The 13,775-nt window shown below is 44.1% G+C and carries 7 protein-coding genes; 1 reads left to right on the top strand and 6 read right to left on the bottom strand.

What is annotated here, in order from left to right:
* Positions 1-6 precede the first annotated feature (6 nt).
* The 6 genes from DW862_RS08165 to DW862_RS08140 all read right to left on the bottom strand — a co-directional run bounded on the left by DW862_RS08165 (position 7) and on the right by DW862_RS08140 (position 9,539).
* Positions 7-735 (bottom strand): DUF3823 domain-containing protein, encoded by a 729-nt coding sequence (locus DW862_RS08165; protein WP_117809033.1) that lies wholly within the window; start codon positions 733-735, stop codon positions 7-9.
* A 33-nt stretch (positions 736-768) separates the two neighbouring features.
* Positions 769-2,709, bottom strand: a complete 1,941-nt coding sequence (locus DW862_RS08160; RefSeq protein ID WP_117809034.1) for a RagB/SusD family nutrient uptake outer membrane protein — start codon at positions 2,707-2,709, stop codon at positions 769-771.
* A 14-nt stretch (positions 2,710-2,723) separates the two neighbouring features.
* Positions 2,724-5,891 (bottom strand): TonB-dependent receptor, encoded by a 3,168-nt coding sequence (locus tag DW862_RS08155; protein ID WP_120067730.1) that lies wholly within the window; start codon positions 5,889-5,891, stop codon positions 2,724-2,726.
* Between the two features lie 8 nt (positions 5,892-5,899).
* On the bottom strand, positions 5,900-7,060 hold the full coding sequence (locus DW862_RS08150) for a glycoside hydrolase family 130 protein (RefSeq protein WP_182019479.1): 1,161 nt from the start codon (positions 7,058-7,060) through the stop codon (positions 5,900-5,902).
* A gap of 167 nt (positions 7,061-7,227) precedes the next feature.
* Positions 7,228-8,475, bottom strand: a complete 1,248-nt coding sequence (locus DW862_RS08145; protein ID WP_117809036.1) for an MFS transporter — start codon at positions 8,473-8,475, stop codon at positions 7,228-7,230.
* Positions 8,476-8,492: 17 nt separating this feature from the next.
* Entirely contained in the window at positions 8,493-9,539 is a 1,047-nt protein-coding gene (locus DW862_RS08140) for a glycoside hydrolase family 130 protein (protein ID WP_117809037.1), read from the bottom strand.
* A gap of 160 nt (positions 9,540-9,699) precedes the next feature.
* Here DW862_RS08140 and DW862_RS08135 point away from each other — a divergent pair, with 160 nt between their 5' ends.
* Positions 9,700-13,680 carry a hybrid sensor histidine kinase/response regulator transcription factor gene (locus DW862_RS08135; protein WP_182019481.1) on the top strand — a complete coding sequence of 1,327 codons (3,981 nt, stop codon included), beginning with the start codon at positions 9,700-9,702 and terminating at the stop codon, positions 13,678-13,680.
* Positions 13,681-13,775: the final 95 nt, after the last annotated feature.

Raw genomic sequence — 13,775 nt, 5'->3', positions numbered from 1 at the left:
TATCGTTTATCTTATATCATTCACAATTACTTCCACTACCCGGCTGTAATTCACATACGGTTTGCTTTCTGCTGTCACCGTAGCCGCAACACGTACATACACCCTATTCTTGTTGGAAACAATCTTATAATGATTCTCTATAAATTCAGTATCACTCATCAGGTCGATGACGTGCGTGCCACTGGCCTTTGTCCCCAGTGAAGAGAGGGTGGCATGGTTTGCATTGTTCACATCCACTCCCGGAGCATAATTCCATATAACGGAAACATCCGTCAGTTGCAATGTCTCGTTCGATGTTTTCGCATCATAGGTCAGTGTCAACTTATTATCTGCCGATACAGACACATCAAGGCTAATACGCGAGAACGGGATTGTGTACAAATCAACCTGCGTTTGTCCGTTTACGGTGACATATCCCTCACATACCCCGACAAAAGGGCCATCCTTTGCCTGAATACGATAGCTGCCATTGAACACCTTCGTATGCTCAAACGTTCCATCCTGGCGGGCACGGAAATCAACAGAGGCGGTAGCCCCCGTATTCTGCTCGTACAAACTCATCATCACACCGCTACTTCCCGGCACAGGCATAGGAACCGGTTCATTCGTTTCCTTATCATAGATAGTGCCATACACGCCACCGTTCGGTGCATCATAATTATCGATGTCATTTTCGCATGCCGCCACGAAACAGGCGAATAATGCAGTCAATCCTATGTTTATTATTTTATTCATATCGTTTCTTCTTTAAACTTACAATTGGACGTATCAATTACCGTAACCCGGATTCTGTACCATCAACGGATTCGTACTCAAGTCCTCGGCACGGAACACCGTATAGTAGTTCTTTTCAAGGAAAAGACGCTTTCTCTTTTCGGGCACACCGGTTTCAAAGGTGTACTTGCCGCTCTTGACATTGTAATACGGACAGAGAGCCGTGCCGCGGAAATTGGTCAAACCACCTTTGCTTACATCCAGATGAGCCAGGCGCCAACGTTTCAAATCCCAGTAACGATGCTTCTCAAAAGCAAGTTCCACTTTCCGTTCATGGCGCACTTTATCCAGCGTCAGGTTACCGGCAGTCAATAGTTTGATGCCTGCCCTGCCGCGAATCTCATTGATATCTTTCAATGCCACGTCTAGGTGCTGATTCAATTCCATGCAAGCCTCTGCACGATTCAGATAGATTTCTGCCAGACGGAAAACCACCCAGGGAGTAGAAGAACGTTTTGCGTCGATGTCCGTATAGTCCGTCAGACTTTCATCCAGGAATTTACGCTGATAGAACCCCGTCTTACTGGCGTCGCCTACACTTAACGAGCCACCGTCTTTTCCCGAAGTATTATAAGTCTGTCCGTCTATTACGACCTTGTTCTCCTTATCCGGTTGGGCGGAAGCTTCATACTTGGTTCCTATCCCATCCTGTCCGTTGATGACACCGCGTATCCATTCGATTTTACCGCCGCCGTATCCTTTATAATCAGCACCGGGCAGGTAAACCGAACCTAATAAGCGAGGGTCTTTATTCTTAAAGATGTCATACGGGCTATCATAGCTGATAGCTTTTCCACCGCTGTCTTTCATCTTCAGCTTCCCTTCCGTACCGTCAATATATTCAAATTCCTCTACCATTTCCAGTACCGGTGACATGCCGCATCCCCAACCGTCGCCACGATAAGAGAAAGGAACATTCAGCTTATCCCACATATGCCCTTTACCGGCAGCCACATTATACTGTTTCTGGAAAATATATTCTCCGTTATCCCCATTCACTGCTTTGGAAAAGAGATTGTAAAAGTTCTGCGCCAGCTCTTCCGCTTCCGTACCGGTCGATTTATACAAGCTATACACACGGGGAACCATTTCATCCAGAATCTTCGATGAAGCAGTGTAACATTCGTCAAAGTAACGTTCCGCTTCTGTCTCGGGAATATACACATATCCTTTGGAAACAGCCTCGCCTGTCAGAGTCAGCGTTTTGGAATACTTAGCGATAGTACCGGCATACAGTGCGGCACGTGACCACAAGGCAAGCACCGTTCCACGATTTGCGCGGTATTTGGCATCACTGCTGCGTACTTCCGGCAATGATTCATAGATAGCTTTACATTCATTGATAATGAAATCATAGGTCGCGGCTTCCGTATCACGAGCCTGGTAAAGAGCTTCCGTATTTCCTGCGGTATATTCTTGCGGAACAGTCTGCAAAGGAACGCCCCCATAACGTTTCACCAGTCCAAAGTACTGCATAGCACGGATGAAGCGGGCTTCTGCACCGAGTTCTTCTTTCTCATCCTCACTCAATACGGAAGTTTTCTCAATATTCAGCAGGAAGTTATTCACAATACGGATTTGCTTGTAGCGGGTCACCATGTCGTCGTTGAATACATAGTCGCCATAAGAATAAGTAGAGTTCGACTTGTCGAATGCGCTCTCCTTCTGATAACTGGCGGTAGCCTCATCCGAGAGGCTGGTCTGATTCGCCAGGTTCGCTTTCTTGCTTCCATACCAGTCATCAAACTCATCCAGTTTCAGTCCCGAGTCATACATATCCGCCAATACGGCTGTGATTGCTTTCGGATTTTGCCAAATCAAATCCGGTGTGTTAACACCGCTGGTACTCTCACGGTTCAGATAATCATCGCATCCCGTCCATACGAAGATGGATGCCCCGCCTATCAATATATATTTCAGATAATTCCTATTCATTGTCTTTACTGGTTTTAGAAGGTTACATTTACGCCAAAGTTATACGTCTTCATCTGCGGATAATAGCGTATTCCACTGGAATTGCTTTCGGGGTCGACGTTCTTCATCAGTCCGTCACGCTTGGTGAAAGTCAGCAGGTTATTGCAATTGATATAGAAACGCACCCGGTCGATAGCCGCCTTTTTTGTCAAGACTTTAGGAAGCGTGTATCCCAGTTCCAAGGTTTTCAGGCGCAGGTAACTTGCGTTGTGCAATGACCACGAGTTACTGGAACGGTTATCGGCGACACCTGCCACGCGTGCGGCAGGCATATATCCCGGAATCCATTTGCTATAAGGGTCGGTCGGGTCTTCCCGGTGCCAGCGGTCGGTCATGATAGCCAGCCCATTACCCAAACCTTGCTGGATAAACGGGTCGAGAATATCCCCGCTAACATAAATATCGTGTCCGGCAGCTCCCTGGAAGAAGACAGTCAGGTCGAACCCTTTGTATTCTCCGGACATATTCAGCCCGTAGTACATACGAGGAGTGGCACCGTGTCCGAGGGGTTGCGTATCGTTATCATCGATAATACCGTCGCCATTGTAGTCTTCGAATTTCAAATCACCCGGCATCAGCGAACGGTTACCGTCCTTATCCTGAACCGGTGAGTTCAAAATTTCCTCGAAAGAAGTAAACTGCCCGATTACTTTCTTTCCCCAGCGGATATCCTTGTAACGCCCGTTGGTGTTATTACGCCAATCGTCATACATATTGGTGGAAGCCGCCCGCTCCACATAATCATACTTAATCCGGGTAGTAGAGAAGTTGGCCGACACATTATAATTGAAATTGCCAATCCGGTTCTTATGCCCGACTACAATCTCGAATCCGGTGTTAATATCAGAATTCAGGTTCTCCTGCGGCATTGATTCTCCGAAGATAGTAGGCAATGAGCCTACACGGGTGGCAGGCAGACCGGAACGGTTTCTGCGGAACCAGTCGAACTCCACAGAAATCAGTCCCCTGTGGTAAGACGCCTCAAAGCCGATGTTCATTATCTTCGATTCATACCAGGTCAGCCACGGGTTTGCCATACCTACCGTAGTCATGCCCGAAGTCACTCCGTTGCTGCCCATGATATAGCTTCCGTGAGACGTATATCCATCCAGATACTGGAACGCGTCGAAATCTCCTTCATCTCCCACTTTGGCGTACGAAGCACGGATTTTCAGATTATCCATATCGGGCAACAGTTTCTTGAAAAAAGCTTCTTCGGAAACACGCCATCCCAATGAAACACCCGGAAAGAATCCCCAACGATTACCTGCACGGAATTTATAGGTTCCGTCATAGCGGAAATTGAATTCCACCAGATAACGGTTAGAGAAATCATAGTTCAGACGTCCCACCAAGCCGGCATGAGCTGTTTCCTGTGTCTTACCGGAAGCTTCCTGGTTCGTCTTATCCCCATAGTCCAGGTCAGGAATCAGCCCGATTGCAAAGTCACGTGTCCCGGTCACCCAGTTCTTCTTGTCATTATACATTTCCCATACGAGCATGGCACCGATATTATGCTTTTTAGCAAACGTATTGTTGTAATTCATAGAGAACTGATAGGTCGGTTTGTCATAGTTTTCCAGTTTCGATTCCAGATGCGCGGTATTAACCACTTTCTCTATATACTCTTCATTCGCATAATCATACGTATATTCCGAGAGGTCTTTCCGCCACGTTTTCCATTCCTTGTTCGTATAGTCGTAGGCAACCAATGCTTTTGCCATCAGTCCTTTCACCCAGGGAAGTTGCCAGGTGATAGCCAACGAGCTGTTAAATTCGCGACGCAGGCGGTCTTCATAACCACTGTCGTCCGAATCGGAAACATGCACGGGATTCGCCATATCTCCTACGGCTCCCCAATAATCCGGGTTATCATTGGCATACATGGAGTAAGTCGGGATGGCCATTTGTGCCGAACGGAACAGGTTATCGCCATTGTAAGGCTTTTTGCGGTTGTCGAAGCGCCCGCTCAAACGCAGTTCCACGTTCAGTCCCTTAGCCACTTCCACGCTCAGGTTGGAACGGACGTTGTAACGTTGGTAATTCCAGTCGCCCGAACGGATGATACCGCCCTGGTCCATATATCCGATAGACATGTAATATTTCACTTTCTCCGTACCGCCTGTCAGGCTCAAGTTATGTGAAGTCTGGGGAGCGGTGCTACGCATCGTCTCACTCCACCAGTCCGTACCTGCCGTACCATTCCGGTAAGCTTCCAGTTGTTCTTGCGAGTAAGCGGAAGCTCCGCGCCACGGGTTGGCATTGTGAATCGCTTCATTGTAAAGAGAGGCATACTCATAAGCATTCATCATCTCCGGATAGCGGGTCACTTTCTGAAAGCCTACATAGCCGTTATATTCTATCTTTACCTTCTGTTCCGTCCCTTTCTTGGTAGTAACCAGCAGAACACCGTTTGAACCTTTAAAACCGTAGACCGCTGCGGCGGCATCTTTCAGGATAGAGATGGACTCGATATCATTCGGGTCGAGCTGTGTATAATCACGCTCGATACCGTCTACAATCACCAGCATGCTTCCATATCCGCGAATATCGACGGAAGCTCCATCATCACCGGGGCTACCGCTACGCTGTACGGCACGCAAACCCGGCAAACGTCCGGCGAGCATATTCGTCACACTGGGAGCTTTTACTTCCATCAACTTGTCCGAAGAGATGGCAGCTACCGAACCGGTCACGGAAGCTTTTTTCTGAATACCGTAACCTACCACCACTACCTCGTCCAGTGTCTCGGTATCTTCCTGCAAAGTTACTTTCAGTCCGGCTTGTCCGTTCACCCGCACTTCTGCTGTTTTGTATCCGATATAGGAAATCTGTAACACTCCATTAGCGGGAACCGGCAAGGTAAACTTACCGTCCACATCGGTAATCGTCCCCACACCGGCAGCACCTTTCAGTTGCACCGAAGCCCCGATAACCGGTTCTCCGCCGGCATCAACAACCACACCTTTCACCGTGATATTCCGAACGGTCTGTTCGATACCCGATACCGAAGGGCTTTCCGCATATACCGTAAACGGTACACACAGGAAAGTCCCTGCCATTAAAGCTGAAACAGTAGCTATCTTCAGCCGGTCATTGAACGACTTTAAGACAACCGTGTTCATTTTACAAACATGTTTCATAGATTAAATTAGTTATGTGTTTTAAGTTTCGAATCTATATTATCATCACATATCGCTACTGCAACCTGCGAATCGGCACAGCCATAATAGAGATATAATTTGTTTTTAAAGTAAGCCAGCCCTTCGATAAACACTGTTCCGTCCTTGTATTGACCGCTCTTTTCAAAAGCGGCTTCGGGCACAAAGAAGGGTTTATCCAGGCGGTCGAGTACTTTATAAGGGTCGTTGGAGTCAAACAGGAACTGCCCTGCACAATAAGCGCCTGCGGGGTATGCCGAGTCCCTTTCTTCCTTGTATCCGTTCTTGCCATTGTATAATAATACAATACCGTTCACTGTCTTGATAGCCGGCGGCCCGCACTCAGTCAGGCGGCTGTCGAAATATCCGTTGCGGGGTTTGGCTATCTCCCTTAGTTCGTTGTTTTCGTTCAGTACCGGAGCCCAGTCGGTCAGGTTATCGGAAGTTGCGGCACATACCGCATTCTCTCCCCAGTACATAAAGTATTTGCCAGCCACTTTCTCAATGACCAGTCTGCCGTCTTTCACTCCGGTGACAATAGAAGCCGATTTGCTTGCTATATTGGCAAAACGCCCGTTGTACGCTTTCGCAAAAGCGAGTCCGTGTTTCGTCCAGTTTTTCAAGTCTCTGGAAGTAGCCACCGCCAAGCGGGGAAGATTGCGGTTCCAGGCTGTATAAAGCATGACGTACAATCCGTCTTCCGTCATTGCCACACGCGGGTCTTCGCAACCACCTTCCCATTCTATTTCTTTAAAATCGTCTTCGGAAGGAAAGAGTACCGGTGCGTCCGCTTGGCTCATCGTCACTCCGTCCGTACTTTCCGCATAGCCAATGCGGGATGTCCTCTTTCCGATGCCTTGCGCCGAGTTGTCTTCCGCGCGGTAGAGTACCACAATCTTCCCGTCCTTGACGGTTGCCGCCGGATTGAAAGTGTCACTCTCTTCCCATCTTACCGGCTGCTTGCGCATCGGGCATTGGAAAGTAGTCGGTTGCGGGGAAATCACCGGATTCACCCCTTCCGGGCGGACAAAAGGGCCGAGTATCCATTGTCCGCTCTGTTCTTCGACAGCTACGGATGCCTGTTTTTGTCCGGAGCATCCGGCTAGTGTCATCATACTGATTAAATAGATTACAGATTTTAGTTTTATCATACGTCGTTTTTTTAGTTTTCCCAAATCGGTCGTTCATCGTTTTTCTGCCGGCAAAACTATCGTACCCCGCAAAAAATAGAGTGTACTATATTCTCAAAAGAGTATATAGGTGCTGTACAACATAATAATTCATTCGTTTGCAACGACGATTTAACGATTTTGAAATATTAGCGAATAGCTTGATTCTGTCTGATGATGTTCCGGGCTAATGGATAGGCAATCAACTGCAAAGCTCCCACCAGGATCAATGCATACTTCAATGCAAAATCCTGTGATATGACAAATGCGAGTACCATAAAAAGTATTAGTCCAAAAGCACGTCCCAGAAATAGTCCGAACTCATGGCTTAAAATATAGGTATATTCATTTCTTTTTTCGATTTTTACTACTGCATCGATGGTTTGCATCATAATAGGGTAATAAGGTAAGTCAAACAATGGCTGAAAGATCACCTTACAGAGGACAAAGATAATCACTCCGGTGACTGAAAACAAGATTCCGTTGAACAGAGTACCGATAAAAAAGACAAGTAGCCCGGCTATAAATACTTTCGATCGGTCTTCAGGTTTGGTTATTCGTCCCAATACATAAACCAAAACAGCTGTCAGTGTACCACTGATTCCCTGTATTAAACCCAGTACATCTTCATCACCTACTAACTTCAGAACCAGAATAGCAGGAGCAGTCACCAGAAATCCCTGTACCATTCCTTTCAGGGAAGCCAGCAACAACATTTTTTTCCAAAGTGTGCAAAACCGGAAATACAGAAAATTCTTCTGCACCGGATTGGCGAACTTACCACGCCATAAAACGGCTACAGCAAACAAAGTCACTATGATTACTCCAACCGTCACCAACCGATAGGCTCCATTAATATCAATCAGGCATCCCATTATTTCTCTGCCATCTATCTGACTGATAAATGCTCCAATCAATAAAGGTACAGTAATCGAAGTAATGGAAAAGAAAAAAGACTCCAGCCCGAAGAAGTAGTTACGACTATCATCTGTCGTGTTATTCAGAGTCAGCAGATAGCGATTGGTCCAGAAGAAGCCCGATGCAGCTCCAAGTACAAATCCGGCTATACTCAATTCCACAAAGCCTAATGACTTTACCAACATCATGGCAAACATCGACAATCCACTAACTAATATCCCTCCTGCATACAGAATCTTCACACTCACATGTCGCAACAAGAAACCATTCACAAATGAGGTAGTGATGATACCAATGTATATGAAAAGCTGATAAAAAGCCACCGAAACCGGTTCACTGGTATGGCGCATCACATAAGCGCCCACGAAAATCTCAACTACAGGAAGCACCAGCGCATAAAGAAGATTAGTCATCAGCAAGACCCGTACATTAGAAGTTTGCTGTTTGAAGAACTGATACTCTCTTTTTAGTTTATTCATTATCTATCTTATTTATATTACGACTTTAATGAACAGAGAATCTCTGCAATAGACAACTCCGCCCCACAGATTACTTCATCACTGGCACCATAATAAAGCCTTATCTTATCTCCCTCTACCAAATGTCCGTTGGTGAAAACTACATTCCCGAAAAATCCGGTTTGTTCGTAAGGAGCAACAGGCTCCATGATAGGTTCTTTACTTCGGGCAATTACCTTTGAAGGATCATTTAAATCAAGTAGAAGAGCTCCCAGACAATAACGGTTTTGATAGTCCGCACCATGATAAATTTCCAACCACCCTTCCTCTGTACGAATAGGTGCCGCTCCTGCACCCACGCGGGCACAGTCCCAACTATCAGGACGGGTAGTTGCAATGCAACAGTGGTTGCCCCAATGCAGCCGGTCGGGTGATTCGGCAAGCCAAATATAGTTGCCACCCAACTCTGGGCTACTCGGACGATGCAGTGCAAGATATTTTCCGTTCACTTTCTCTTCAAACAGCGCGCAATCTTTATTATGAGGAGGGAAAATCATGCCATAACGAGCATAGTTTTTCCAGTCATAAGTATGAATCAGCCCTACACCAACAGCTACAGAAGAGACTTCCGTAAACGTAAGATAATAACCATCGGCAGTAGTGGCCACCCGGCAATCTTCAATGCCAAAAGCCTCTAATGCTCCTTTACCAAAAATAGGAGGATAATCCGGTTCTTCCTTGAAGTGAATTCCGTCTTCACTCGACACCAGTCGGAGATAAGACATAGTAGTCAGATAATTCTGCCCTGCATATCCTATCACACGAGGATCAGAAGCATCCAGTTTCGGGTCATTCTCATCGAAAGAGAGCACTTCTATTTTTCCATCTTTATTATATACGGGAAAACTAATAACTCCCTGTTTCTGCACAGGCCGTTCGGCCACTCGCAGTAATAACCAAATTTTTCCGTCGAAACGGAACACGCCGGGATTCAGAAAACAGGTGATTTCCATACCTTCTATTCCTGATTGTAGGTCGGAGGGTTTCAACAATGGGTTTTGATGAAATCGTTTTGCAATATCCATTTTCAAATTATTAAATAAATATGTGTTGTTTTTATTTCTGATGACAAAGCTACCCTGCACAACAACGGAAAAGGTGCACTATATTCTCAAAAGGGTATACAGGTGTTGTACAGCATATTTTTATCTTTGTTTTCTTATTTTTCCTCTCTATCTTTGCGACATGATTCTACGAAAGCACTCATATTTCCGCTACATCTGCATCCTTATTTATTCATGCCTGATGCCTGTTTTATTACATTCCCAAAATGTAGTGAAACAGATTTCGAATGCAGACGGGTTATCCAATAATTCAGTGAATTGTTTTCTGGAAGATTCGGAACATACGCTTTGGGTAGGAACATGGGACGGGCTGAATGCCTACAACGGACGTAGCTTTAAAACCTATTCTTATAATAAAAATGCAGGATCTATCAGTAACAATGTGGTCTGGCAAATTATCGAGCAAAATGACTCTGTATTGTGGGTATCTACCGACTATGGCGTCAACCGGTGGAAACGTTCCACACAGCAATTTACTCCTTATTATTTAGGTACGCAGAACAATCCGCCCAAACAAGAGAAATCATTCCTACTGGGTATCACTTCCGGCAAATACATTATCTGCTATGTGAAAGAACAAGGTTTATTCTATTTTGACGACCGGAAACAGGACTTTGTTCCATTGAAAAATAATCTGCCTGATGGCATCAAAAACTTCGTTATTGATGCCAAAGACCAAGTATTCTTCCTCACAGAACATGGACAATTATTACATTATCAACTATCTGTCCATAGCTCTAATCTCGAACTCTCGTTCAAAAAAGAAATCAAACAACCTGCTTTCATTTCCGGCATTTATCTTTCTCAAGATTATCTTATCATTAACGATGACCGGACATTAACCGTTTCTTTGGACAACCGCATACTGAATAGCATAGATATTCCGGAAAATAAAACGGTTTCGCAAGTTATCTGTCACAAAGAGTATCTTCTCATCAGCTTTATCGAAGGGGGATGTATCAGGTATAATCTGAAAGATAATACTTCAACGGAATTACCTCAATTACCAGCGAAAGCACCCATTTTCACCATCTACATCGGTTCGCAGAATATACTCTGGGTAGGCACCGACGGGCAAGGAGTATTGGAAGTCTATGAACACAGTTCTCCATTCCACACCATAAAAACTGATTATCCCGTACGTTGTTTTTGCGAAGAAGATAATGGTAATATACTCGTGGGAACCAAAGGAGAAGGAATTTTGCTGCTTGACAAACAGAAACGGCAGGTCGAACCTTATCTGTCAACCGACAACGGATTGATTTCCAATTCTGTCTATACTATCCGAAAAAATATGTCCGGAGACATATTTATCGGGACCGAGGGAACGGGCATCAATTATATTCCACTTAATAGCAGTCAGGTAAAGAAGTTAAATATTCCTGCTGAATATCCGACTTTCAAAGCTGTATACAGCATCCTGTTCACTCATAACGACTCACTATTATGGTTGGGCACTTCCGGCTATGGACTTATCAAACTAAGCTTGCAAAGGGAAGGAAAAAGTTATAAAGTGACAGAAATGAAACAATATAAATCTCCCGGACCTTCCTCACCAAGTAATAACATCATTTATTCGGTCATTGCCGGGTATAATGAAAATGAACTTTGGCTAGGCACACGAGGCGGCGGAATCAATAAGTTCGATATCACATCCGAATGTTTCCAACAAATTCATGAGATAGACTCTACTTTATCCCTAACCAACAACGATATACTCTATCTGACCAAAGGAGATTCTGCCAGCATTTGGGTAGGCACCAGTTACGGCCTCAATCGATTGTTTCCGGCAGACATTCCGCCATCTATTATGGAATATACGGATCATAACGGACTGCCCAACAATACGATTCACGGTATTCTAAAAGATGAAAACGGTAATATCTGGGCAAGTACCAATCAAGGTATCTCTTTTATCAATCTATCTTCGGGAAAGATTACTAACTATTCTTCCAGAAACGGATTACAAAATGATGAATTTTCCGATGGAGCGATTTTTAAGGATAAAGCAGGATGGTTGTATTTCGGAGGAGTCAGTGGGCTGAACTATTTCGATGAGAACAAAATACATTTACGGGACCATATTGCTACTCTAAGTTTGAATAGTCTAAAAATTAATAACACCAGCCAAAACATTTACGAGCGTATTCTTAATCATACGCTCCGGCTTGCCTATGACGAACCTTACCTTACATTAGGGTTCACAACACACGACTTTATCAACAACGAGAACTGCGAATTTAGTTATCGGATTATTGACTTCGCTGATGAATGGATTTACAACGAAAACAACCCCAATATCGTCATCACCAAACTTCCTCCGGGGAAATATAAATTGGAAGTAAAATGTACTAATGGTGACCGTGTATGGAGCAATCAAATCTACTCTCTTCATCTGGATGTCGCCTATCCCTGGTGGCTAAGTACTACTGCCTTTATTATCTATTTTATTTTAATTGCTATTGCTATTTATATAACACAGTCTGTCATCAAGAATCGTATCCGACTGAATCGCCAGATTTTACTAGAACATATTGAAAAGCAAAATCAACAACGTATTCATGAATCGAAGTTGAACTTCTTTACGAACGTGGCACATGAGTTCTTCACTCCGCTAACACTGATATATGGTCCGGCACAGCATCTGCTGGAAAAAGCAGACCTTGACAGTTATACGAAAAGGTATATCTACATCATCAAGAACAATGCCGACCGGATGCAGAAACTCATCAACGAACTAATGGAGTTTCGGAAAGCAGAATCGGGACATACAGCTATCTATGCAGAGAAAGTAGATATTCACCTACTCGTTGATTATGTGTCAGACAACTATACTGAAATTGCTGAAGAGAATAAAATAGACTTTAGTTTCAAAAGTAAAGAAGTGTCGTCTTTTACTACAGACCGGAATTCGCTGGAGAAAATTATATTCAACTTATTATCTAACGCATTCAAATATACACCGTCCGGAGGATATATTCATGCTGAAATAAGACAGAATGCCACTACCGGAACATTACATTTCCGTATACGCAACTCTGGTAAGGGATTGACTGAGAAGCAAACGAGCGAAATATTCAGTCGCTTTAAGATTTTCGAGAGCAGTAAGCTGAAGCATGCCGGGAGTACCGGAGTGGGTCTGAACCTAACCAAAAGCCTGACTGAATTATTAGGTGGAGAAATCACTATAGAAAGTACTTTGGGAGAATATGTAGAATTCAATGTATCCCTGCCTCCTATGCACGTGAATACCGAAAAAGAAAGTCAGCCTACAGAAGAAGAAACAGAGGTCAGTGAAATGCTTTTCATTCCTAAGCAGAAAGAAATTACCATACTGATTGTAGAAGACGAAAAGAATATCCGGGAACTGTTGAAAGATATTCTGCTTCCCTACTATCAGGTTCGCGAAGCTGGCAATGGAGAAGAGGCACTGAAAGAAGTAGAGCAAAAACAACCGGACATCATTATCAGCGATGTGTTAATGCCTAAACTAGATGGTATTACACTGACAGACATATTGAAATCTAATGAACGGACAATGCACATTCCTGTTATCCACATCTCTGCCAAAAACTCTATTGAAGACCAAATCAATGCTTATAATCATGGTACAGATCTGTATATCCCGAAGCCTTTCCATCCAAGGCATGTGTTGAGTGCAGTAGAGAATATGATTAATAAATATTCTCTGATGAAAGAGTATTTCAAATCGGGCCGTTCTTCTCTTATTGTAAGAGATGGAATCACCATGCACAAAGAAGATGAGCTATTACTAAACAAGATTATCAAGTTCATTGAAGATAATATTGACGATGAATCCATGAATCCGGATTCTCTAGCAGACTTTATAGGAGTGAGCAAAGCAGGATTGTATCGCAAACTCAAAGAATTAACAGAAAAGACCCCAAGCGAATTTGTCCGTACCATCCGCCTGGAATATGCTGCCGGGTTGCTAAAGACTACCAAGCTCACCGTCACCGAAATCATGTATAAATCAGGCTTCTCCAACAAGTCGTATTTCTACCGGGAATTTACTAAATTATACAATACATCGCCCAAAGAATACAGAAGCGAACGAACAGAAAAAAAAGATATTAAATAACCATCTAACAATAAAAAACAATGAGAAAACTTTTTATTGTATGTAACCATTCTATTTTCCGCCTTGACATAAGTTGTTAGCCGCCATATCTTTGC

Source organism: Bacteroides sp. AM37-9 (assembly GCF_003603455.1).
GTDB classification, from domain to species: domain Bacteria; phylum Bacteroidota; class Bacteroidia; order Bacteroidales; family Bacteroidaceae; genus Bacteroides; species Bacteroides xylanisolvens.
This window is presented reverse-complemented; position numbering and strand designations above follow the sequence as displayed.